The organism is Streptococcus sp. SP8 (assembly GCF_030440045.1).
Classification (GTDB): Bacteria; Bacillota; Bacilli; order Lactobacillales; family Streptococcaceae; genus Streptococcus; species Streptococcus parasanguinis_I.
In genome coordinates, this window is the sequence record NZ_JAQFJL010000001.1 from 601460 (window position 1) to 625957 (window position 24498).

At 41.9% G+C, this 24498-nt stretch carries 26 protein-coding genes; 3 read left to right on the top strand and 23 right to left on the bottom strand.

Going from position 1 to position 24498, the window contains the following annotated elements; genetic code table 11:
* The 15 genes from PCY11_RS03040 to PCY11_RS03110 form a co-directional block, all read right to left on the bottom strand.
* On the bottom strand, nucleotides 1-435 hold the full coding sequence (locus PCY11_RS03040; RefSeq protein ID WP_003006022.1) for an arginine repressor: 435 nt from the start codon (nucleotides 433-435) through the stop codon (nucleotides 1-3).
* Nucleotides 425-1243: a TlyA family RNA methyltransferase gene (locus PCY11_RS03045; protein WP_195424454.1), complete on the bottom strand. Its 819-nt coding sequence runs from the start codon at nucleotides 1241-1243 to the stop codon at nucleotides 425-427. The genes PCY11_RS03040 and PCY11_RS03045 overlap by 11 nt, the downstream gene beginning before the upstream one ends.
* Nucleotides 1236-2111: a polyprenyl synthetase family protein gene (locus tag PCY11_RS03050; protein ID WP_301362464.1), complete on the bottom strand. Its 876-nt coding sequence runs from the start codon at nucleotides 2109-2111 to the stop codon at nucleotides 1236-1238. The genes PCY11_RS03045 and PCY11_RS03050 overlap by 8 nt, the downstream gene beginning before the upstream one ends.
* Entirely contained in the window at nucleotides 2108-2320 is a 213-nt protein-coding gene (locus tag PCY11_RS03055) for an exodeoxyribonuclease VII small subunit (protein WP_003006013.1), read from the bottom strand. The genes PCY11_RS03050 and PCY11_RS03055 overlap by 4 nt, the downstream gene beginning before the upstream one ends.
* Nucleotides 2298-3638 carry an exodeoxyribonuclease VII large subunit gene (xseA, locus tag PCY11_RS03060; RefSeq protein WP_049486561.1) on the bottom strand — a complete coding sequence of 447 codons (1341 nt, stop codon included), beginning with the start codon at nucleotides 3636-3638 and terminating at the stop codon, nucleotides 2298-2300. Before xseA ends, PCY11_RS03055 begins: the two co-directional genes overlap by 23 nt.
* A gap of 152 nt (nucleotides 3639-3790) precedes the next feature.
* Complete coding sequence (locus PCY11_RS03065) at nucleotides 3791-3988, bottom strand: hypothetical protein (protein WP_049486562.1); 198 nt, start codon at nucleotides 3986-3988, stop codon at nucleotides 3791-3793.
* A gap of 74 nt (nucleotides 3989-4062) precedes the next feature.
* Nucleotides 4063-5517, bottom strand: coding sequence for a glycoside hydrolase family 32 protein (locus PCY11_RS03070; RefSeq protein WP_070845312.1), 1455 nt, complete (start codon nucleotides 5515-5517; stop codon nucleotides 4063-4065).
* Nucleotides 5518-5526: 9 nt separating this feature from the next.
* Nucleotides 5527-6372, bottom strand: coding sequence for a carbohydrate ABC transporter permease (locus PCY11_RS03075; RefSeq protein ID WP_176745622.1), 846 nt, complete (start codon nucleotides 6370-6372; stop codon nucleotides 5527-5529).
* Nucleotide 6373: 1 nt separating this feature from the next.
* Nucleotides 6374-7276, bottom strand: coding sequence for a carbohydrate ABC transporter permease (locus PCY11_RS03080; RefSeq protein WP_014712989.1), 903 nt, complete (start codon nucleotides 7274-7276; stop codon nucleotides 6374-6376).
* A gap of 85 nt (nucleotides 7277-7361) precedes the next feature.
* Entirely contained in the window at nucleotides 7362-8675 is a 1314-nt protein-coding gene (locus PCY11_RS03085) for a sugar ABC transporter substrate-binding protein (protein ID WP_041826251.1), read from the bottom strand.
* A gap of 132 nt (nucleotides 8676-8807) precedes the next feature.
* Nucleotides 8808-9803: a LacI family DNA-binding transcriptional regulator gene (locus PCY11_RS03090; RefSeq protein ID WP_070845308.1), complete on the bottom strand. Its 996-nt coding sequence runs from the start codon at nucleotides 9801-9803 to the stop codon at nucleotides 8808-8810.
* A gap of 26 nt (nucleotides 9804-9829) precedes the next feature.
* Nucleotides 9830-10708: an NAD(P)H-hydrate dehydratase gene (locus tag PCY11_RS03095; RefSeq protein WP_070845306.1), complete on the bottom strand. Its 879-nt coding sequence runs from the start codon at nucleotides 10706-10708 to the stop codon at nucleotides 9830-9832.
* A gap of 52 nt (nucleotides 10709-10760) precedes the next feature.
* Entirely contained in the window at nucleotides 10761-11534 is a 774-nt protein-coding gene (locus PCY11_RS03100) for an HAD-IIB family hydrolase (protein ID WP_049487481.1), read from the bottom strand.
* Between the two features lie 13 nt (nucleotides 11535-11547).
* Complete coding sequence (locus PCY11_RS03105; RefSeq protein ID WP_003005994.1) at nucleotides 11548-12402, bottom strand: bifunctional methylenetetrahydrofolate dehydrogenase/methenyltetrahydrofolate cyclohydrolase; 855 nt, start codon at nucleotides 12400-12402, stop codon at nucleotides 11548-11550.
* Nucleotides 12403-12567: 165 nt separating this feature from the next.
* Complete coding sequence (locus PCY11_RS03110; protein WP_003005989.1) at nucleotides 12568-12798, bottom strand: DUF1797 family protein; 231 nt, start codon at nucleotides 12796-12798, stop codon at nucleotides 12568-12570.
* A 247-nt stretch (nucleotides 12799-13045) separates the two neighbouring features.
* Between PCY11_RS03110 and PCY11_RS03115 the strand changes: the two genes are divergently transcribed.
* The 3 genes from PCY11_RS03115 (at nucleotide 13046) to PCY11_RS03125 (ending at nucleotide 16385) form a co-directional block, all read left to right on the top strand.
* Complete coding sequence (locus PCY11_RS03115) at nucleotides 13046-15301, top strand: ATP-dependent Clp protease ATP-binding subunit (protein WP_070673764.1); 2256 nt, start codon at nucleotides 13046-13048, stop codon at nucleotides 15299-15301.
* 264 nt (nucleotides 15302-15565) lie between these two features.
* Nucleotides 15566-16015: an NUDIX hydrolase gene (locus tag PCY11_RS03120; RefSeq protein WP_070673763.1), complete on the top strand. Its 450-nt coding sequence runs from the start codon at nucleotides 15566-15568 to the stop codon at nucleotides 16013-16015.
* A 67-nt stretch (nucleotides 16016-16082) separates the two neighbouring features.
* A complete protein-coding gene (locus PCY11_RS03125; RefSeq protein ID WP_021152773.1) occupies nucleotides 16083-16385 on the top strand; it encodes a DUF1827 family protein in 303 nt (100 codons plus the stop codon).
* An 81-nt stretch (nucleotides 16386-16466) separates the two neighbouring features.
* Here the strand turns inward: PCY11_RS03125 and PCY11_RS03130 are convergent, their stop codons facing one another.
* The 8 genes from PCY11_RS03130 to ftsZ form a co-directional block, all read right to left on the bottom strand.
* Nucleotides 16467-16901, bottom strand: a complete 435-nt coding sequence (locus tag PCY11_RS03130) for a GNAT family N-acetyltransferase (RefSeq protein WP_070673762.1) — start codon at nucleotides 16899-16901, stop codon at nucleotides 16467-16469.
* 60 nt (nucleotides 16902-16961) lie between these two features.
* Complete coding sequence (ileS, locus tag PCY11_RS03135; RefSeq protein ID WP_070673761.1) at nucleotides 16962-19754, bottom strand: isoleucine--tRNA ligase; 2793 nt, start codon at nucleotides 19752-19754, stop codon at nucleotides 16962-16964.
* A 253-nt stretch (nucleotides 19755-20007) separates the two neighbouring features.
* Nucleotides 20008-20835 (bottom strand): DivIVA domain-containing protein, encoded by an 828-nt coding sequence (locus PCY11_RS03140; RefSeq protein ID WP_021152770.1) that lies wholly within the window; start codon nucleotides 20833-20835, stop codon nucleotides 20008-20010.
* A gap of 9 nt (nucleotides 20836-20844) precedes the next feature.
* Nucleotides 20845-21636: an RNA-binding protein gene (locus tag PCY11_RS03145; protein WP_070673760.1), complete on the bottom strand. Its 792-nt coding sequence runs from the start codon at nucleotides 21634-21636 to the stop codon at nucleotides 20845-20847.
* Nucleotides 21637-21642: 6 nt separating this feature from the next.
* A complete protein-coding gene (locus tag PCY11_RS03150; protein ID WP_003011858.1) occupies nucleotides 21643-21906 on the bottom strand; it encodes a YggT family protein in 264 nt (87 codons plus the stop codon).
* A 1-nt stretch (nucleotide 21907) separates the two neighbouring features.
* Nucleotides 21908-22537, bottom strand: a complete 630-nt coding sequence (locus tag PCY11_RS03155) for a cell division protein SepF (protein WP_003005962.1) — start codon at nucleotides 22535-22537, stop codon at nucleotides 21908-21910.
* A gap of 9 nt (nucleotides 22538-22546) precedes the next feature.
* Nucleotides 22547-23215, bottom strand: a complete 669-nt coding sequence (locus PCY11_RS03160) for a YggS family pyridoxal phosphate-dependent enzyme (protein WP_070673759.1) — start codon at nucleotides 23213-23215, stop codon at nucleotides 22547-22549.
* Nucleotides 23216-23217: 2 nt separating this feature from the next.
* Entirely contained in the window at nucleotides 23218-24483 is a 1266-nt protein-coding gene (gene ftsZ, locus PCY11_RS03165; RefSeq protein ID WP_045759167.1) for a cell division protein FtsZ, read from the bottom strand.
* Nucleotides 24484-24498 lie beyond the last annotated feature (15 nt).

The following is a 24498-nucleotide window of genomic DNA, read 5'->3' on the forward strand; positions in this document are numbered from 1 at the left end:
TTACCACCCAAAGATTGATTTGAGGATATTCTCTGCTTCTGGAGCTGAATAGGCGATCAGCAAGATCGTATCATCATCTGCAACAATACTAAAGATATGCTCCTTATAAATCTCCCGCAAGCGACGTTTGACTAAAGGAGCCGTCCCTGGAACCATGGTGAAATTGACATATTCTCCCATGCGGCGATGAGACAAGATATTGCTTTCGATCATCCCGATCCCCTGGTGGTGCTTACGTGGCAATTCATAGACATAGGTCATGTCTTTTAGAGGGCGTTTTACGATGCCCAATTCTTTGATATCCCGTGACACTGTAGCTTGGGTTGCTGAGATGCCTTCTTCTTTCAAATGTTCGACGATCTCTTCTTGCGTCCCCACTTCATGATCGCGAATGAAGCGACGAATTTTTTCTAATCTGATATTCTTACTCTTCATGTTTAAATTCCTTGTGTGCCAGCTCCACAACAGCCTCCAGCTGCTCTGTCGTTGGCTTTGTTTTCTCTTCTTTTTTTTCTAGATACATCAAAAATTCGATGTTGCCATGGCCTCCTTGAATAGGGGAATAATCCACTCCCATTACCGCAAAGCCATGTGTCCCTGCAAAAGCAGCGACCTTTTCAAGAACGGCTAAATGAATCTTAGGATCCTTAATAATCCCATTTTTCCCGATCTGTTCGCGTCCTGCCTCAAACTGAGGTTTCACCAGCGCCACGACTTGTCCATTTTCTGCCAAAATCCGGTGAAGGGCTGGCAGAATCAAGTCTAAGGAAATAAAGCTGACATCGATGCTCGCAAAGCTCGGTGTCGCTTCAAAATCATCTGGCTCGGCATAGCGGAAATTGAACTGTTCCATCGAGACCACTCGAGGATCATTGCGCAATTTCCAGGCCAACTGATTGGTCCCGACATCCACCGAAAAGACCTGGCTAGCTCCGTTTTGCAGCATGACATCCGTAAAGCCACCTGTAGAAGCTCCAATATCGATGGCAATCTTGTCCTCTACAGACAAACCAAATTGGTTCAGGGCTTTTTCTAATTTAAGACCGCCCCGGCTGACATATTTGAGCTTTTCACCCTTTAATTTCAACTCGGTTGCTTCATCAATTTTTTCACCCGGTTTATCGAAGCGCTCACCATTGATGACGGCAACGACAAGACCTGCCATCACCCCTCTTTTGGCTTGTTCGCGGGTATCAAATAGGCCTTGTTTATAGGCTAATACATCCACTCTTTCCTTAGCCATCTATTCGTAATCCTTCTATTAATTTCTTGATCGCTCGCGGATCAAAGTCGCAAGCAGTTGTAATCTGATCCAACAAGTCCTCGCAAGCGTCTAATTCACTTGTCAGCAAGGCTTTTGATTCTTCCAATCCCAACAGGGCTGGATAGGTCGATTTTTCAGCTACTAAGTCCTTTTGAGGGGTCTTACCCAAAGCTTCAAAATCAGCGACCAGATCCAAAATATCATCCCGCACTTGAAAAGCCAGGCCTAATTTTTTCCCGATTTTTTCTAAGAGCTGACCAATGTCTGCTTGCAACTCTAAAATCAAACCAGCTGCAATGAAAGGATAGGCAAGGAGGCGCCCTGTCTTATTGGCATGGATAGTCTGCAATTCTGCTAGCGTGAGCTGTTTGTGCTCCCCTTCCATATCAAGGACTTGGCCAGCTACCATTCCACGACTACCGGAAGCATCTGACAATTCAAGAATCAAGGAGACCTTGACCGCATCAGGAAGGGCACTCGCAGCTATCATCCCAAAGGGATCGAGAAAAAGCGCATCCCCTGCTAAAATCGCCAGGTCTTCTCCGAATTTCTTATGATTGGTCAATTGTCCCCGACGGTAATCGTCATTGTCCATGGCTGGCAAATCATCGTGAATGAGACTTCCTGTATGGATCATCTCCAAAGCTCCTGCCACTTGAAAGTGAGGCTCTGTCAATTCCAGTCCAAAGGCCTCTAACAATTCTAGAAGGAGCAAGGGGCGCAGGCGTTTTCCACCTGCCTGAATCGAATAAAGGACCGAGTCCACTAAATGGGGGGCAACGGCTTTCTCCTCATAAAAAGAGCGAACTGCTTGCTCTACTCTATTTCGTTTTTCTTCTTGTCTCATGCTAGATCCGCTTCAGTACCATCTGCTTGCATGACCTTGACCAAGGTTTTCTCTGCTTGATCCAAGGTATCTTGCAATTCTTTTGACAACTTCATTCCTTTTTGGAATTCTGTAATAGCTTCTTCTAAAGCCACATCACCACTCTCCAATTTTTGGACGATAGCTTCCAAATCTGCTAAATTTTCTTCAAATTTCTTTTCTTTCGACATGTTTTACCTCTACTTCTAACTGGCCATCTCTCATAATGAGTGACAGCGGGTCCCCTTCTGTTACTTTCGCAACCGAATCTAGAACCTGATCTCCTTCCTTGACCATGGCATAACCACGCGCAATAATCCGACTGGTATCAAGCATCAAGAGGGCTTCTGATAAGCCTTGTACCTTGATCTTTTGCTCTTTTAGGACTTGTTCCATTCGGTTGGTTAAGATTCTCTTATCTTGGAGCAGGCGGTCTTGGTAGCGCTCGATGCGATGCAAAGGAGACGTAGCTTCTAAGCGATGACGCAGACCTTGCAGCTGATTGGCCCCTTGTCCATAAGCATCGCGCATCCCTTGTTTCAATCGCAATTGCAACTGGTCAATCTTTTGCAGGTAGCCATCATAGAGTCTTTCAGGCTGTCTAAAAATAACCGATTGACTTAATTTTGCCAAGCGTTCACGATTATAGGCCAAGCGATTGGACATCGCTGTTGCCATGCGATTTTCCTGCTTTTGTAAATGGGACAAGAGATCCAACTTCGTTACTGGAGTGGCCAATTCAGCAGCGGCTGTCGGAGTAGCGGCTCGTCGGTCTGCTACAAAATCGGCTAGAGTCGTATCTGTCTCATGTCCAACACTGGAGATAATCGAAATCCGCGATTCAAAAATGGCTCGCACCACTGCTTCTTCATTAAAGGCCCAGAGATCTTCAATTGAACCACCCCCACGACCGATAATCAAGACATCCAAATCATCCCGTTGGTTAGCCCTTTGAATATTAGCAACCACCTCACTAGATGCACCTTCACCCTGAACCTTGGTCGGGTAGAGCACAATCTCAACACCAGGGAAGCGTCGGCTCACCGTTGTGATAATATCGCGAATCACGGCCCCGCTTTGACTGGTGATGACCCCGATCTTTCTTGGAAATTGTGGCAGAGCTTGCTTCCACCGATCCTGAAAAAGCCCTTCTTCGGTCAACTTTTTCTTGAGTTGCTCAAATTGGATGGCCAAGGCCCCTACCCCATCTGGTTCAGCCTTTTCAATGACAATGGAATAACTCCCACTTGGCTCATAGAGCTGAATGCGACCGATGACATTGATCTTCATGCCTTCTTCTAGCTCAAAACCAAAGCTTCGATAAACCCCAGCCCAGACCGTCGCCTGAATAACTGCTTTTTCATCTTTTAATGAAAAATACTGGTGGTTGGGGCGTTTTCGGAAATTGGAGACCTGCCCTGTCAGATAAACCCTTTCCAAATAGGGATCCTTATCAAATTTTAATTTCAAATATTTGGTCAAACTTGATACGGATAAATAGTTGGACATAGGAACTCCTTTCTGCAGAATATGATCAAGTTTAATTATACCAAAAAACACCAAAAAAGGCTGGCAGACAAAGCGAAATCATGAATTTCCTTTCTCTACAAGCCTCATTTTATTCAAGACACTTTCTACTGGTCTATTTTAAACCAGCTTCCTTATTTTTCACACTTCTCTAACCGTTCAATAAAGGAGCTAAGACGTGCTTGGGGTTCCCCTTCATTTGGATAGGCATAACTAATATAGAAGACTGTTTTTTCCTCTTCAACCAGCGGAATTTTGACAAGATTTGGATATTCTGGAAAGAGAGTCAGATCCGTCATGAGACCAATTCCCAAATTTTCTTCGATGAACACAAATCCTATTTAGGATACAACAAAAAGACAAGTCATAGAACTTGTCTTTTATTCTTTAGGAGGCTATTGCTTTCCTATTCTTGATAGGTTTTCAAGACCCAATCGACCCCTTCATCTGCCGTGAGGGTATAGACGGGATTCTGACTCGTTTCATAAAAGGTCATGGAGAGAGTTTTACCATCCACGAATACTTCGATGGAGTTGGTATCGCGAATGATCGAAAAATGATGATCTTTTTCAGCATCCAACTGAATCCATCTCGATTGAAATGCTGGATTTTCTTTTCCAGAAATGGGGTGCCCAAATTGGTCTCGACTTAAGCTAAAGCGTTTTTGAGAGGCATCATAAACCAATTGCAAGACACTATCAGGATCAGTTTCATCACCATATCCAAGGATAAAGGAGCGACCCGGTTTGGTATCTAGCTCAAACAAGGTTTGTTTCCCTTTCGCTGGGATCGTGATCTGATTGCCCTTAACAATGGTTTCTGACGCATGCTCTACAAGAAAGTGTTCGTTCACTGACTCAGGTAACTCCTGAACCAATCGTCCGTCTTTCAGAGACAATTTTCTTGGAAGAGTCATACTACCTGCCCACCCATGAGCTAAATCATGACTGGGGATAGACCGGTGCCACATTTGCATCCAGGCAACCATGTATCGTTCGCCATTTGGTCCTTGACAAGTTTGAGGGGCATAGAAATCCAAACCACCATCCATTTCATCATAGGAATCGACATGAAAGCGCCCTGTTTCCCAATTCATGTCACCGATAAAGGCAACCGTCGAATTTAAGTTCCAGTATTTTTCTTGCTGTCTTTCCATTTCAATGGGTGACAGGATCAAGACCCATTTGCCATCTAAAGGGAAGAAATCGGGACACTCCCACATAATCCCTTGCCCTTTTTCACCTTCTAAAAGAACTGATGTAAAGGCCCAATCTACTAGATTACTTGATGCAAATAGGAGAATTTGACCTCTATCATCTGGCGTCTTAGAAGCAACGACAGCGTAATAGCTTCCTTGGTATTCAAATACTTTAGGATCACGAAAATCTGCAATATCTGCGATCCCCTCAATATGTTGAGCATGGATCACTGGATTAGTAGGCAACTTTTCAAAGGTAATGCCATCTGTCGAAACCGCAAGACACTGCGTCTCTTCTCGCTTTTCCTCATCGTCTACATGACCCGTATACAGCAAATAAAGCTTGTCATCTTTCACAATAGCACTACCCGAGAAACAACCATCCTTGTCATAGCTTTCACTTGGTGCTAAAGCTACTGGCAATTCTTCCCAATGGAGGAGATCTTTTGATTTGGCATGCCCCCAATGCATGGGTCCCCAAACACTATCATAGGGATAGAATTGGTAAAACAAATGGTATTCCCCACGGAAATAAACAAAGCCATTTGGATCGTTCATCCAGCCGATTGGAGGGAGCAAATGAAATGCCCCTCTATATTGCTGGTCAACCTTCTCCCTGTTTTCATCGATATACTGATTTGCCTTCCGAATGCTTTCCTTCATACTGATCACCTACTTAATACCTGTACCAGATCCACCTAGACCTTGAATAATATATTTTTGTGCTACGATATATACTAGAATAAGTGGAATTGTAGAAATTGTCAAAACAGCCATTACTTGATTGATATAAACTGGTTGAGTTGTATTAATGGTTGTAATTGCCACCTGCATTGAAAATTTTGACGAATCGGTTAAAACCATCAACGGCCAGATATAATCATTCCAACTAGAAATAAAGGAAAGAACACCTACTGTTGCAACCGCTGGTTTCGACATCGGCAACATAATCTTGAAAAAGATCCGTAAGATACTTGCACCATCTATTTTTGCAGATTCGATAATTTCTTCTGGAATGGCAATAAAGAAGTTTCGGAAAAGATAAATATTAAAGACACTAGCTAATCCAGGGATAATAACCGCTAAACGATTATTAACTAAGCCAAGTGAATTAATAATTGTAAATTGTGGAATCAACACTGTTTCCATCGGAATGATTAACAAGGCCAATAAAAAGCCAAACAGAATTTTTTTACCTGTAAAATTAATTTTTGCAAATGCAAATCCCGCTAAGGCGTTTACTATAATAGACCCAAGTGCAAATGTTCCTGCATAAAAAATACTGTTCCCTAGATATGTTAGAATACTAAAACGGGCAAGAACCTCTTGGTAGGGTTTAAACCAATCAGCTGGATTAAAACTAGGTAAGAATGCTTTCCAACTTGTTAAATTCTTATACACATCTGCTTCTGGCTTCATTGCTGAAACCACCATCCAGATCATAGGAAATAGAAAGAGGCCTGCTAATAGAATTAATAAAACATATTCTAAAATAATAGTCGGTTTTAAACGTTTCATCCTAATCATCCTCCTTCAAAACTCGCCGTTGTACAAGACTAATCATACCAATCAATGTTGTAAATACTAAGGCAATCGAACTTGAGTAACCAACAAGACGGTCAGTGAAACCTTGTTGATAAATGTAATATACCATAGTGATTGTTGAGTTCAATGGACCACCTTGAGTCATGACCATTGGTTGCACAATCAATTTAAATGCTGAAATCAATGTTGTCAAGAGTACAAACAAGGCAGTTGGTTTCAATAAAGGCATCGTGATATATCTAAATTGAGCCCATTTTGAAAATCCATCCAACTCTGCCGCCTCATAAATATCTTGTGGAATATTTTGCATTCCTCCAAGGAATAACAACATTTGATAACCTGCACCCTGCCATGCAGAAACAAATACAATGGCATACATGGCTTGTTTTGGACTTGTCAAGAATGGTTGTGAAGAAATACCAATTTTATTCAGTAGAGCATTGAGCAAACCATTATTTGGATTTAACAAGTATAACCAGAGGATAGAGATAACGACAAGAGACATCACAACAGGAGCAAAAAATGCTACCTTAAAGAACATATTTCCTTTACGTTTCTTATTAACAATTAAGGCCATCCCGAGAGCCGCACCAAGTTGCACTGGAATAATCCAAACTACAAATTTCAAGGTATTCAAGAAGCTTTTTATAAAGATTGGATCTTGTGCTAAGCGCATAAAATTTTGTAGTCCTACAAATTTTCTATCCTCAGGCGTTAATAGGTAATAATCTGTAAAGGCATAATAGATCACCATACCAACAGGTATCACTAAAAAGATGAAAAGTAATATTAAAGCTGGAGCTAAAAAGCTATAGCCCATAATATTTTCTTTAAGGCGTTCTTTCTTTTTTGTTTCGACTTTATTTTTTTCGCTCATTGTTCGTCTCCTAAGATGAAACTATTAAATAAAATAAGGTGGAAGGTACATTCCATAACTTACCTTCCACCTTTTTGAATGTCAACTATTTATTTAAAGATTGGTCGATTGCTGTTTGCATTTCTTTCGCACGAGCATCTAATACTTTTTGTACATCTGGATTATCTTTATAATAGCTGATATCTTGCATTGCTTGTTGGAAAGCGCGTGAAACTTGTGGATAAGCTACTACAACTGGACGAGCATGAGCCGTTTTAGCATTTTGTTCCATCAAGAAACGCATTGGCTCAGATACTTTGTCCTTAATATTTTTAATTGTTGATTTTCTGATTGGAAGAACACTGTTACCTAAGCTTAGAATTTCACTAGATTCAGTATTTGTAGCAAACTTAACAAATTCAGCGGCTGCTTCTTTTTTATCAGATTTTGTTGTAACGGCTAATTGCCAACTACCTGAAGGTGATACCAATTTCTTCGTTTTATCTGAAACTGGATAAGGAAGAATACCAAAATCAATATCTTTGTAATTTGTTTGTAGGTCTGCAATCGTCCAAGAACCGCTCAGAACCATAGGATATTCACCGGTTTCAAAACCTTTTTCAACAGGACTAACTGTCGTATATCCATCCTTCACAAGATCTTGAATAAATTGAACAGCTTCAACACTTTCTTTGCTATTGAAGTAGCCTTCCGCTTTTGTTCCTTTAGAATTCACAACAGATCCACCATTTGACCAAATAAGAGGCATGTAAGCATATGGCAACATCTCATCGTTTGAATTCAAACGGAAATCAATTGCTGGTTTGTTAAAATGATCTTTTAATTTCTTAGCAATGGCATTAAACTCAGACCATGTCCATGGTTTTTCTAGGGTTGGCAAACTAGCTTCATCAATCCCTGCTTCCTTAAACATTTTCTTATTATAGTAAACACCTACATTGGATTCTGAATAACCAAATGCATAAAATTTACCATCATAAGTTCCCTGTTGTTTAATACTGTCCAGTACATCATCCATATTATCGTCTTTTAGATAATCATCCAAAGGAGCAATCACCTTTGATTTTGCATAGGCTGCAGTATTAGGACCATCTAGTGTAATGACATCTGGTAAACTATTTGTCGTAACAGCGGCGTTAACCTTATCTTCATATCCACCACCACTACCGCTACGTGGAATAAATTCTGTCACAACCTTATATTTTGTTTTCTTTGATTTGTTGAAATTATCAACAACTTGTTGCCAAGCTTTTCCCTCAGCTGTTTCATCTGAGAACTGAACCCAGACTTTAATCTCATTTGAAGAACTTGCAGTTTTGGATTTTGATCCCCCACCACATCCTGCAAGCAATCCTAATGATAGTGCTGCAACTACAGATAACTTAATACCTTTACGCATAGCGTCCTCCTTTTTGAAACGTTTCATTTTTTTGGTTATATTTTCAACTCAAGCTAAAATAGTTGAGTTTTTTGAAACGTTTCATTTTATAGCTAAATTATAACAGCGCTTTCATAATTTGTCAAGCACTTTTTATAATTTTTTTGTAGTGTTCCCTTCAAAGAAATGTACGGGTAAACTAATCACATTCTTTTCTATTTTTTCTTTACGAATCAATTTAAGTAATAATTCTACTGCCGCTTGGGCCATCTGAGCTATTTCTTGAACAATGGTCGAAAGTAAGTACGGTTGATCAAAAGCAGGTCTTAACCCATCAAAACCAATAATTTGATAGTCCTCTAGAGGAGTTTTTCCCATCTCCGTCAAAACTTTTATAACACGTAGAGCCATAAAATCATTTACTGTAAAAATCCCATCAATCTGAGGATGAGCTTCAAAAAAGGACTTAATTTGTCTTTCTGCTTGATCTAACGGTTCTGGCATTTCAAGACTACAGAGTTTTGTATTTTGCTGCTTAGCTTCATCTTTAAACCCCCTTCCCCGTTCCGTTGTTTCATTCAAATGTTTGTTCACACCGCTGATATAAGCTAAATTTTGGCAACCTCGTTTGACTAACTCTCGGCAAGCTAGTTGACCACCATGATAATTTTCAGAGGTTACGTAATAGACATTTTCAGAAAAATGACGGTCAATACTAACAAAAGGTAAATTAGAGGAGATATACTTATCGATATCTGAATAGGTGATCCCAATGATCCCATCTACCTTATTTTTTTCAAGTAATTTTATGTACTCTATCTCGTTTTGAGCATCTTTATCTGCATTACAAATCAATAATTTACATTGATTTTTCAACAATTCCTTTTCTACATGATATGCAAACTCAGAAAAGAATGGATGCCAAATGGTTGGAATAAGTAAAGCGATAATATTACTACGATTCGTTTTTAATCCTCTCGCATATTCATCTGGCACATAAGACAATTTTTCAATCGCTTGTTGAACTTTTTTTAATGTCACCTCTTTAATGCCTTTTTCGTTATTGATAACACGAGAGACTGTCCCAACACTAACCCCAGCTTCTGCTGCAACATCTTTCATCGTAATCGATTTTTTTTGCTCATTCATTTTCTCACCTCCTTTCATCCATACTATCATGAAAACGTTTCATTTTCAACATTTTCGTTTGAATTGTCACTCCACTTCTTCATCCATTTGGGGATTTCTTGGCTAATGGTCGTCGGTAGAACCACATAAGCCTCCTTGCTCAAGTCTTCTGCAATGGCTGAATGGAGATAGGTCGCAACCACCACGCGCTCATAGAGACTGACCTGTGGAAATTGACCCGCAAATCCTGCGATCATCCCTGCCAAGGTATCTCCCATACCCCCTGTTGCCTGATAGGGACCACCAACATCTAGCTGATAGCCCTCATCTTGCCCACTTGTCCAAATGCGGGTGTGTGGCCCTTTTTCTACAATGACAGTCCCTTTAGGAAAACTTTGAACCGCTTCTCGACTTCTATCTTCAGTCTGGCTTGTTAGATCAAGCCCTGACAGTTTTTCCCATTCCTTTTGATGAGGGGTAAAGACCAACTGAGCCTCTGGCAGGTCAAACTGAGAAGCTGCAAAAAGACTAATAGCTCCGCCATCTAATATCAAGACCTGCTGGCTAGAGACATGCTCAAAAATCATGTGTAAGATCGCTTGGCTTTCTCTTGCTTCCTTTAAGCCCGGTCCTACGAGAATCACACCGGCTTTTTGGAGCTGCTCACAAAGGAGTTCGTGATCGGCTAGATCAAAGCCCATGGCTTCAGGAAGATGGCTATGAAGGGCTGTCAGATTATCAGGATCTGTTGCGACAGTAACCAGCCCCGCACCACTATGAACCGCAGCAAGGGCTGCCATAATAATAGCTCCTCCATAGGGGTAAGTTCCCCCAATCAAGAGCAGGCGACCAAAATCGCCCTTATAAGAATTCTCCTCTCGCTTCACAATAACACGCTGGATCTCTTCTTTCTGAACTGTTCTCATACCTTCCTCATTTCTAGTGAAAAAGGAGAAGCCACGACTCCCCCTCCATCTTTTATTTTCCTCTGAATTCTGCAAAGACTTGCAAGATCTTAGCAGCCACAGCTTGTGGTTGATTTTGTTTGGCTACCAATTGATCATCCGCATAAGGCTGAAGGGCTGGAAAATCACCAATCTGAACTGCATAAAGAGCTTTTTCAAAGAGCTCGATATCATTTTGATCATTGCCAAAAGCCACGAAATTCTCTCCACAGAGTTCTTCTACGGTTGTCGCTTTATGCGTGTCTGCTGGATTGAGATAGATGCATTTTTCATGCGCATGATAGCGGATATGGGCCTTATCTGTCTTTTCGATCCGCTCGATGATCTCATCCACGAGCTCCTCATGGCCACCCATATAGATCACGACCTTAATCGGATCTGTCAGCTCCTCTAATGAACGATACTGGGCTTTCTTGAGGGGATCTACATTAGCAACAAAAGGAATCTTTTCCAAAATCTGTCCGCTATAATCAAAGGTATCATCCACAAAAAATGGTAGATTGTAATGGCGGCAAAAGCCAAGGACTTCCCGATACACATCCTTGTCCAATTGTTCCTCATATACCAATTGCCCCTGGCGATAGGCCAATCCACCATTTAAGCCTATCACGAGTTGCTGACTCAATGGGTCCCCTAAAAGACCCAAGCAGTCCCGGTAAGAACGTGCAGAAGCAAAGGCAACTTCATGGCCAAATTCTTCTGCTCTCAATAAGACCTGTTTGATTTCATCATCGATTGTGACACCATCGAATGACAGGGTTCCATCTAAATCAAATACAAACTTCATCTTGTTCACACTTTCATTTTTTTAAGGCACGAACAGCTGCTTCGTAGGTCTGCTCCATCAGCATGGTGACAGTCATAGGCCCAACCCCTCCTGGTACCGGGGTAATATGACTGGCCAAAGGTGCAACAGAGTCAAAATCGACATCCCCACACAATTTGCCATTCTCATCGCGATTCATTCCGACGTCAATAACAACGGCGCCTTCTTTCACGAAGTCTGCTGTTACAAATTTGGCACGACCGATCGCAACAACCAAGATATCTGCTCTTCTAGCAATTTTAGGCAGATGATGGGTCCGGGAATGGGTCAAGGTTACCGTCGCATTTTTGGCGAGGAGCAACTGCGCCATTGGTTTTCCAACGATATTGGAACGACCAATCACGACTGCTCGCTTCCCTTCTAGATCAATCCCGTACTCTTTGAACATCTCCATGATACCAGCTGGAGTCGATGGCACCATAATCGGATTTCCAGCCCACAAGCGTCCCATATTCAATGGATGAAAGCCATCCACATCTTTTGTCGGATCAATGGCTAAAAGGACTGCATCCGCATCGATATGCTTAGGCAGTGGCAACTGCACCAAAATCCCATGCCAAAGGGGATCTTGATTGTAGTGTTCGATCACTTCTAATAATTCAGCTTGGCTGATGCTTTCAGGAAGTCGTCTCACTTCACTCCGAAAGCCTGCCGCAATAGCAGAACGCTCTTTATTTCTTACATAGATTTTGCTAGCTGGATTATCTCCTACTACGATGACAACGAGGCCAGGCACAACTCCTGTCTCTTCTTTTAATCGTGCTGTTTTCTTCGCAATCTCACCCTGTAATTTTGTAGCGAGCGCCTTCCCATCAATGATTGTCGTCATGTCAATTCTCTTTCTAGTCAAGTAATGAAAATAGTCCTCTCTATTATAGCAGATTTCAACTCTCAAACCTAACTGTTCCTAATTAGAATTTCTTATAGACGAAAACTATAGCCAGATGGACAAAAAATGAGCTTGAGACCACCCCAAACTCATCCACACAGCTGCTTAGTAAAGCAATTCATAAATTTCCATTGCAATTAAATCAATGCTATCAAATGTATAGGTTTCACGCGCTTCAACATCACGAAGTGTAAAGGTTGAACCTTCTTCTTCATTGTGGTTGTAGGCTACTTCAGCGACAACAACACCGTCACGTTCAAAATTACGTTTCAAGTTTCCACCGTCTTTTGTCATCGTCTCCAAACGGTTGATAATCCGTACTAAATGTGATTCCATTTTATTTCTCCTCTTTACTTTCTACTCTCCTATTTTATCATAAAAGAGAAAGCTCTTCCAATAAAAATTCACATTTTTCCATTGATTTGCTCTTTCTTCAATCCTTAGCGACATTCCGTAGCAAATTCTTGCAAACTTCTAGAATACTGATATAATGAAACTATAAATCTTTGACTATTTTTGACCTTTCAAAAATAGGCTCGTCTCTTGATGGAAAACCATCAAAAACCTACTGTGAGGTATGTATATGCTTTGTCAAAATTGTAAAATAAATGAATCAACCATCCATTTATATACAAATGTAAATGGACGTCAGCAGCAAGTAGACCTCTGTCAAAATTGCTATAAAATTATGAAAACAGACCCTAATAACAGCTTCTTGAAAGGCATGACCCAACGTAGCCAACTCACTGGAGATCCTTTTGAAGATTTCTTCAATAACCTTGGAAACTTCCAAAGTCCGCAAGAACCTCAAACCCCTCCAACTCAATCCGGAGGCAGTTATGGAGGTGGCGGCTACGGCCAAAACAATAACCGTGGTGGTCAAGACCCTCGTCAAGCCCGTCCTCAAAAGCCAAAAGGTCTTTTAGAAGAGTTCGGCATCAATGTCACAGAAATTGCCCGCAAAGGGGATATTGACCCTGTCATTGGCCGTGATGAGGAGATTATCCGTGTCATCGAAATTCTCAACCGTCGAACCAAGAACAACCCGGTTCTGATTGGAGAACCTGGGGTCGGAAAAACTGCCGTTGTGGAAGGCCTGGCTCAAAAAATCGTCGATGGCGACGTTCCACATAAATTGCAAGGAAAAGAAGTCATCCGCCTAGACGTCGTGAGCCTCGTTCAGGGCACAGGCATCCGTGGTCAATTCGAAGAACGCATGCAAAAATTAATGGATGAAATTCGTCAACGCGAAGATGTTATTCTGTTCATCGACGAAATCCATGAAATTGTTGGCGCAGGATCAGCCGGCGAAGGCAATATGGACGCTGGAAATATCCTCAAACCAGCCTTGGCGCGTGGAGAACTCCAATTAGTTGGGGCTACTACCCTCAATGAATACCGTATCATTGAAAAAGATGCGGCCTTGGAACGTCGGATGCAGCCCGTTAAGGTCGATGAACCAACGGTTGAAGAAACCATCACCATCCTCAAGGGCATCCAGAAAAAATACGAAGACTACCACCACGTCCACTATACAGACGGTGCCATCGAAGCGGCAGCTATTCTTTCAAACCGTTACATCCAAGATCGCTTCCTGCCAGACAAGGCCATTGATCTGTTGGATGAAGCGGGATCTAAGATGAACCTGACCCTAAACTTTGTGGATCCAAAAGTGATCGATCAGCGCTTGATTGAAGCGGAAAACCTCAAAGCTCAAGCGACGCGCGAAGAAGACTTTGAAAAAGCAGCCTACTTCCGCGATCAAATCGCGAAATACAAGGAAATGCAAGGTCAACATGTCACTGATCAGGAGACCCCTGTCATCAGTGAAAAAACGATTGAACACATCGTTGAACAAAAGACCAATATTCCTGTTGGTGATTTGAAAGAAAAAGAACAGTCTCAATTGATCAATCTGGCTTCTGATTTGAAAGCTCATGTGATTGGTCAAGACGATGCAGTAGATAAAATCGCGAAAGCCATTCGACGCAATCGTGTCGGCTTAGGATCGCCTAACCGTCCAATCGGAAGCTTCCTCTTTGTCGGACCAACTGGTGTCGGAAAGACCGAACTGTCTAAACAATTAGCGATCGAGCTCTTTGGCTCTGCAGACAATATGATCCGCTTTGACATGAGCGAATACATGGAAAAACATAGCGTAGCGAAACTAGTCGGAGCTCCTCCGGGCTATGTTGGCTACGATGAAGCTGGACAACTAACGGAAAAGGTTCGTCGCAATCCTTACTCCCTCGTGTTGTTGGATGAAGTGGAAAAAGCCCATCCAGATGTCATGCACATGTTCTTGCAAGTTTTAGATGATGGCCGTTTGACAGATGGTCAAGGCCGTACCGTCAGCTTTAAAGATACCATTATCATCATGACCTCTAATGCTGGAACCGGCAAGGCTGAGGCCAATGTTGGTTTTGGAGCTGCTCGCGAAGGTCGAACCAACTCTGTACTTGGAGAACTCGGGAACTTCTTTAGCCCTGAATTCATGAACCGTTTTGATGGCATCATTGAATTCCAACCTCTATCAAAAGAAAACCTTCTCCAAATCGTTACCCTCATGCTCGATGAAGTCAGTCAACGTCTCGCACAAAATGAGATTCATCTGGATGTGACAGAGAAGGTCAAAGAAAAATTGGTCGATCTGGGATACGATCCAAAAATGGGGGCCCGCCCACTCCGTCGTACCATCCAAGACCATATCGAAGATGCCATTACCGATTATTACCTGGAACATCCAAGTGAGAAACAACTCAAAGCCGTCATGACCAGCAATGGGAATATTAGTATCAAAGCTGTTCACAAGACGGCTGAAAAGAAGTCAGAATCATAATCAGTAAATGTACATTCAGAGAGTGGGACAGAAATCGGTAATTCGTTAGAATTCGATTTCGTCGTCCCACCTCCGCACAGTTGAGTAGGGCTGTAAAAGATGATGAAATCAGCGTAGTAGAGCCCACTCAACCACTGCGTCTTGCTCGACAATCCAAAAACAATTGAGAGGCTAGGACTTTTGTCCCAGTCTCTTTCTTTTTTCCCTCCAGATTTTTGCTAAAAAATATGATATAATGATGAAAAAATAAGAAAAGAGAAAACCATGACCATTCCAAGTTTTGGTGAAAAGAAACAAGATGTGACCTATGTCAATCGCTATGGTGTCTACGCTGTTATTCCCAATAAGGACAAGGATCAGATCATCCTCGTTCAAGCTCCAAATGGGGCTTGGTTCTTGCCTGGCGGGGAAATTGAGGCAGGTGAAGATCACTTACAAGCTCTGAAACGGGAACTGATCGAAGAATTAGGCTTTACCGCTGTTTTAGGGCAATACTATGGCCAAGCAGATGAGTATTTCTATTCTAGCCACCGCGATACCTACTACTACAATCCTGCCTATATTTATGAAGTGGTAGACTATACAGAAGCTCAAAAACCACTGGAAGATTTTAACAATCTTGCTTGGTTTCCTGTAGATGAAGCTATTAAAAAACTCAAACGTGGCAGTCATAAATGGGGCATTGAACAGTGGAAAAATACCCATAAAAACTAAAGGACTTCTTTCACAAAATAAAAAAAAGTGCTATAATAAATGAAGATAGAGGTCAGGAGGAACTCATATGAAGCTCATTAATACCACCAATAGTCATGCTGCACTGGTCAAGAGCCAACTTGCCAGCACTGACGCCTTACTTGTCGAGGTTTATTCCGCGGGCAATACTGATGTTGTTTTTACACAAGCCCCAACTCACTATGAATTATTGATCAGTAACAAACACCGTGCTATTCGTGAAACTGAAGTAGAATTAATTCGTGAGTTCTTTTTAAAACGTAAGATTGATCTTCAAAACATTGACCAATCCGCTATTAAAACCCTCTACTCTGATAAACTAATTGAAATTTCCTTTCCAATTACTAAGTAAGGCCAATTTGCCTTGCTTTTTTCTTTGGTATCTTTTTCCAAAAAAAATCCTTTCACCTCGATTATGAGATGAAAGGATTCTTTATTTCTGAAAGATCATTTTTACGTGAGGGGTAGAAGCCAAGATAAAGGGCTCGCTCACCGTTTGAAAACCTAATTTTTCATACAAGCCTACCACCTGTTCTTGAGCCTCAATTTCAATGGTCCGTCCAGGAAATCTCTGTTCACACAGGTCCAAAATCTGCTCTACCATGTCTTTTGCCAGTCCTTGGCCACGACTGTCTTTGGCTACAGCCACTCGGCCAAAATGAATCGTCAGTCCCGTTGCGAATATGCGAGCATAGGCATCCACACGTCCTTCCCTATTTTGATGAAAAAGATGGATAGATCGATAATCAACATCATCGAGATCATTGTAGATCCTAATTTGTTCTACGACAAAGGTCTCTAATCGCAGCTGAACGATCTCGTAAAACTCTTTCAGTTCTAGTTCCTTAAATTCTTTCTGGTACCACATAACTTCCTCTTTATTGAAAAGTCGCAAGGAGACTCTCTCCCTGCGATTTTTCATTTCTTATTATTTTGCTTCAAATCCTTCTGCGACTGCGTCCGCAAAGTTCTCTTCGACAATGCTTGCACAGTGATCACAGATGGTTGCGTGGTAGTGGCGTTCTGCAGTTGTTGGATCGATACGACGGCAACGGTCACAAACTTCACCAGCTGCACGTTCAACAGTGAAGGCAACATCTTCGAAGGCCACTGCACCTTCTGGAGCTGAACCTTCTGCAATGGTCAACTCAGAAACAATCAAGAGTTGAGCGACATTGCTATCAACAGCTCCAAGAAGTGTTTTCACAACTTCATTTGGATAAACTGTCAAGTGAGCTTCTAGTGATTTACCAATCACTTTTTCATTACGTGCTTCTTCCAAGGCTTTTTGAGCTTGACCACGGAAGTCCATGAAGGCTGACCAAGTATCCAAGATTTCTTCTTGGTTGGCAAATGTTTCTGCTTCTGGCAATTCTGATAATTGAACAAAATCCTCTGCTTCAAACTCAAGGTATGACCAAATTTCTTCAGCAGTGTGAGGAAGAATTGGCGTCAAGAGTTTAGTGATTTTCACAAGGATGTCATAGAAGACTGTTTGCATTTGACGGCGTTCAAGGGATTTTGCACCTTCAATATAGACAACATCTTTGGCAAAGTCAAGGTAGAAGGCAGACAAATCAACGTTGATAAAGTTGACTAGCGCTTTGTAGATCGTCAAGAATTCGAAGTTGGTATAAGCATCACGAATCGTCTTAACAAGTTGGTTAAAGCGAATGGTCATGTACTTGTCAACTGAACGAAGCTCGTCGTAAGCAACTGTATCCTCAGCTGGATTAAAGTCAGAAGTATTGGCAATCAAGAAACGAAGGGTATTCCGGATCTTACGGTAAGTCTCAGACACTTGGCTCAAGATATCCATTGAGATACGCACGTCATTGCTTGAGTCTACACTGGTTACCCAGAGACGCAAGATTTCAGCACCAAATTGCTTTTCAACATCACTTGGAGCAATGGTATTTCCAAGAGATTTAGACATCTTCTCACCTTTCCCATCCAAAGCGAAACCTTGAGACAAGATTTGTTTGTATGGTGCGACACCATGGTTCGCCACAGATGTGATGAGTGATGAGTTGAACCAACCACGGTATTGGTCAGAACCTTCAAGGTAGAGGTCGGCTGGGTATTTGAGTTCTGGACGGTTAACCACAACCCCATTCCATGATGAACCTGAGTCAAACCAGACGTCCATGATGTCAGTTTCTTTTGTAAATTCGCCATTTGGTGAACCTGGATGCGTAAATCCTTCTGGCAAGAGGTCTTTCGCTTCACGCTGCCACCAGATGATGGAACCATGTTCTTCAAAGAGTTGCGCTACATGTTCGATGGTTTCAGCTGTCATGATTGGCGTTCCGTCTTCTGCATAGAAGATTGGAAGAGGCACACCCCAGGCACGTTGACGAGAGATGACCCAGTCACCACGGTCACGAATCATGTTGTAAAGACGGACTTTCCCCCATTCTGAGTGGAACTTCACTTTTTCAATTTCGTCCAAGATATCTTGACGGAATTTCGATACTGAGGCAAACCATTGTGGAACTGCACGCCAGATAATTGGTTTTTTCGTCCGCCAGTCAAATGGGTAGGAGTGAGAAATTTCTTCTTGAGCAAGGAGTAAATCGCCAAGTTTTTCGATAACTGTTGGAACAACCTTGTCATAGAACTGACCTGCAAAGTCAGGGCCAGCATTCTCCATCATGATTCCTCGTTCGTTAACAGTAACAGCAACTTCGAGACCATTAGCAATCCCTACATTGTAGTCATCCTCACCAAAACCAGGAGCGGTATGGACGATACCAGTACCTGAATCAAGCGTTACATGCTCACCAAGGATCACCAATTCATCCACTTCAGGATCCCATGGGTGTTCTGTAACAATATGGTTCAATTCTTTCCCTTGGTAAGTCGCAAGGACTTCAGCATTTTCCCAACCGAATTTTTCAGAAAGGCTTGGCAAGAGCTCAGATGCTACAACATACTTGCGGTCAGATCCAGCAGGTTTCACTACGACATAATCAAACTCTGCACCCACCGTCAATCCACGAGAAGCTGTAACCGTAAATGGAGTTGTTGTCCAAACAACGATGTAGGTATCTGTATCTAGGACACCCTTACCATCTTTAACCTTGTTCGCATAGTAAAGAGACGTTGATACCAAATCATGGTATTCAATCTCTGCTTCAGCGAGGGCTGATTCAGAAGACCAAGACCAGTAAACTGGCTTAGCCCCACGGTAGATATAGCCTTTATTGGCCATTTCACCAAAGACGCGGATCTGTGCTGCTTCATAGTCAGGCGTCAAGGTTACATAAGGATGATCCCAATCACCTGAAACACCTAAGCGTTTGAAGTCTTCGCGTTGTTTATCTACTTGAGAAAGCGCATATTCACGGCAGAGTTTCAAATACTCAACCAAGTCCATTTCTTTACGTTTCACACCTTGTTTGGCTAAGACTTGCTCAATTGGCAAACCATGGGTATCCCAACCTGGAATATAAGGAGCGTAAAATCCTGACATAGACTTAGAACGAACGATGATATCTTTTGAGATCTTGTTCATGGCATGCCCTACGTGAATATTTCCGTTGGCATAGGGAGGGCCATCATGAAGCGTAAAATGCGGTTTCCCTTCATTCAACTCTTGACGGCGTTGATACAATTTTGCATCTTCCCATTCTTTTTGCCAAACTGGTTCCTTCGTTGGAAGCCCAGCCCGCATTGGAAAAGCTGTTTTTCCAAGATTCAATGTTTCTTTGAGTTTCATTGTGTCTCCTTATTGATTTAAAAAGCTATAAAAAAACACGAGCATCCTAAAAAGGACGATTGCTCGTGGTACCACCTTTGTTCGAGAAGTCGCAAACGACTTTCTCCTCTCATCCCGTAACGAGGGAAACGTCCGTTCTTACTCAAGGGTTCAGAACGAATACTGTAAAAGGATCATCCATTAAGAGGGAGTGCAGATCTTCCACCATCATCTGCTCGCTAGACCTATCATTAATGGACCTGTTTTTACAAAATTATAAAATATTGACAGATTCACGATTTGCATCATCTTCTGGTTGAACAGTTTCTTCAACCTCAACGACTTCCTCATTTTCATGACGAGCGTGCTCTGCTTCTTCTAAAGCGGATTGAACTTTTTCATTCAAACCTTCAAACGCTTGTGTTGCACCCAATTCTAAATTAGCAGCTTCGATGCGTTTTTGCAATTCTTCGATTTCAGCTGGAGAGAATTGACGAGTCAAATCAATGTTATCATCTTCTGCATGATGATGGTGAACTGATTCACCCAAAGCTTTCTCCACAATTTCACGGAAAGCTTCATCACTTGTTTGAATGTACATAGCTGTTGGACGAAGAATTTCATCCCATTCAGGTGTATCGATAATGCTCAATTGGCTTTCGATGGTTGATTTCAAACGTTGATGGAAGACGCGTGTCTTGTTCTTCAATTCCTCTGTTTCAACGGCAACCTTCTTGGCATTATCCGTTGCATGACGAAGGATTTCATTTGCTTTTTGTTTTGCTTCATCTACTAAGTGCTGTGCATCTTGTTCAGCTTGACGAACAATATTTTCAGAACGTTCGTTAGCGGCTTGTTTGACACGTTCCGCAGTATCTTGTGCAATCAAAACAGATTGACTCAATGAATCTTTCATTTCATCAAAATAGTTTAAGCGTTCTTCAAGAGCTTGAATTTTTGCTTCTTGATCATGATTTAAACGAACAAGATCTTCATAATCGCGAACAACGATATCTAGAAATTCTTCTACTTCGTTCGCATCATACCCTCTAAATTTAACGCCAAAAGTTTTATCTTTAATTTCTAAAGCAGTAAGAGCCATAACTCCTCCTCATTTTTTACTTAAGAGTACTTCAACAGTTATTTTATATTTTCCACTCTTTGAAATACCATTTTCAGAAACAATTTTAAGACGCCCAAAGCGTCGGACACTGACTAAATCATTCAGACCTACAGCATAGCTAACATTGGAAGTAGTAGCATAGTTAACTTTCACTAAACCAGAACTAATCAACTGACTAGCTTGTGAGCGTGAAAGCTTGAAGGTCCCAGCAATCACCTTATCTAACCGATAACTCGACACGAGAATATCTCGCTGCTGGCTTTCTTCCTCTACGATCATTTGTTCAGAGAGAGGAACTTCCCTCAGCTTAACAGGTACCCGAGAAATTTTCTGGATGTGATCCATGAAATAGGGAACAAAACGCTGTTCAACAAATACTTGGATCTTTTCATCACTCGTTAGAATATCTCCAAAGGACTTGCGTTCCACACCTAATTGGTGAACAATGGTCCCCAGTACCTGGGAATGGGTCAAGTGATGAAATTTTGAAGCATAGACCATTTCCAATAGGGCCAGATCAAAGTCACTTGGATCTAATTGGTAATAATCTGGAGCAACAATAACCTTGGCATACTCCATTTTCTGCTCATCGCTGGAAGCAAAGACCTGTAATTGGTAGCTTGCCGCGACATTTCGTAAAATAGTGACCTGATGAGGGTTTAAAAAGCCCGTCACCTCAACAGAATAGCGTTCCACCACTCTTTCAGACAATTCAATACAACGATCAATGAATTCGTGATCTTCGCGATTGAAATGTTGGTAAATCTCTGTCTGTCCCATCGTTTTCTACCCAATCAAAAGTAGGAACAAGCGGGCTAATAACTGATTCATCAAGTTCAAGACCAAAAGTGCTACAAGAACCGTAAAATCCAAGCCCCCAAACTGTAATGGTAACTTTCTAAAAAGGCTCAAAAATGGTTCAACTAGGCGGTGAACCATTTGTCCAAGAGTACTCTGAGGTGCCCCAGGGAACCAAGATAGTAAGGCATAGATGACAAGAATGATGGAATAGATTTGAATGATATTTGATAAGTATTGAAAGATAACCATCTTAACGATTACGTTTCATATCATAGTCAAATTCTGTCACTTCCACATCATTTGGAAGGCGGATATCTTCAATGTTAACAACTACATTAATTGGAGTCAACAAGTACATGGTACTTGCAACACGACGAAGATTTCCTGCTAAAACATAACGAGCCCCATCCAAATAATCTAAACAACGACGTGCTTGTACTTCTGTCATATATTGGAAGTCAATCAAGATACTCTCATTAGATAGTAATAGATCAACAATTTCAGTCGCTTCCTCGTATTTGCGGGGATAGCGTACATCAATGGTAATCTTTTCATCTGTATTCGCACGATTAGCAGCCAATTCACGTTGACGTTCATGCAAACGAGTAATATTTTCAGATGTATTTTTCGTTGTTGAAACAGGTTCCTTCACTGCCGCTGTAGACACTGGAGTCGTAACAGGTGCGACAGGAGTCGGTTTTGGTTTTACTGGTTCTCTTTGACTAATCTGTGGACGTGGAGAAGTCACTTGAGGAGTCGGCTGTGGCTGTGGAACTGGTTGTGTTTCCGCCCCAGCTGCTTTTGCCTCGCGAACTTCTACTTCTTCACCGTCTTCTGTGAAGTAGTCAATAAAGTTGTTAAATTTATCTTTTAATGACATAGTTCTTTCCTATTTAAAAAATGATGTCCCAATTCTAACATAAGTCGCTCCGTTCGCAATGGCTACTTCAAAGTCACGACTCATACCCATACTTAGTTCTGAAAAAGGCATATTTTTTAATTGTTTCTTTTCTAGTTGTTTCTGAAGTTGGTGAGTTTTTGAAAAAATATCCTGCAACTCTTCTTGACTAGCCTCAAAAGGAGCCATCGTCATTAAACCAACAATTTCAATTTTGTCCAGCTGTGCGATTTCCGCTAAAAAATCACCCAGTTCATCGGGTGCAAATCCATGCTTACTTTCTTCTCCAGAAATGTTCACTTGGAGGAAACACTTGATCGGGTGTTCTGCTCGCTTTTGAATTTCTTGAGCCAGCTTCACCGAATCCAAGGCATGAAAGTAATCGACGAGATTGATCACGTCTTTTACTTTCCGCCGTTGGAGGCTCCCAATCAAGTGCCAAGTGAGATCATACTCTTTTAGAGCTTGATACTTTTCTAGGAATTTATCAACACGATTTTCACCGATATGTTGGATACCTGTTTTCACCAGTGCTTCTGTTGTAGCAACATCCACATACTTGGTGACAGCTATCACATTAACTTGATCTTGACGGTTAGCTTTGTTTCTTGCTGTTTCTACTTGTTGCCGAACAAGATCAGCATTCTCTACCAGATTCATGATTAACGATTCCGGAAGAATGGTGGTGTTTCCAATTCATCATCATCTGAAGATGAATCTACGTAACGATCAACTTGATGTGTTGATGTTGGTTCAGTTTGGCGAACGATATTCTCACGACGAATATCCCAATCACCAAAGGCTGAGCCACGGTTTGGTTCTACCGCTGGACGACTTGGAGTTGTTGGCAATTCAACATCTTGTTTCAAATCAAATTCACGGTCAAATGGTGCAGCTTGTGGGCGTTGTTCACGTGGTCCTGTTTTATAAGGACGTTGTGAGGAAGCAATTCCGCTAACGCGTTCTACCTTGTCTTGACGGACACCAGTTGCAACAACCGTCACGCGGATTTCATCTTTAAGAGATTCATCAATAGATGTACCCAACCAGATGTTCACTCCGTGACCTGCAGCTTGGTTCACAATTTCTGAAGCTTCTTCAGCTTCGATCAATGTCATATCCAAACCACCTGTTACGTTGACGATCACGTCTTCTGCACCATCAATTGTAGTTTCAAGAAGTGGAGAGTAAATGGCTTTACGAGCCGCTTCGATAACGCGTTCTTCACCGCTACCAACACCAATACCCATGAGGGCATTTCCTTTGTTTTCCATAACAGTCTTCACGTCTGCAAAGTCAAGGTTGATCAATCCAGGACTTGTGATCAAGTCAGTGATCCCTTGAACACCTTGACGAAGAACGTTATCTGCTTCACTCAAAGCTTCAAGAAGCGGTGTCTTCTTGTCTACAATTTCAAGCAAGTTGTTATTAGAAATAATCAACAATGTATCTACATGTTCGCGAAGTTCGTTGATCCCATCAATAGCGAAGTTACCACGTTTTGACCCCTCAAACCCGAATGGACGAGTGACAACCGCTACTGTCAAAGCACCTACAGCTTTGGCAATACGAGCGATGACTGGTGCAGCACCTGTACCAGATCCTCCACCCATCCCTGCAGTGATGAAGACCATGTCTGCACCTTGCAAAGCTTCTGTTAACACTTCTTCGCTTTCTTCAGCTGCCTTACGACCAACTTCAGGTTGACCTCCAGCACCCAATCCACGAGTCAATTTTGGACCCAATTGGATAACTGTTTCAGCTTTTGCACTTGAAAGTGCTTGAACATCTGTATTAGCTGCGATGAATTCTACACCGGCAACGCCTTCGTCAATCATACGATTGATGGCGTTACCGCCACCGCCACCGACACCGATTACTTTAATTACTGCACCTTGTGCCGCTGCTGTGTCAAATGAAAATGTCATAAATACTTACACTCC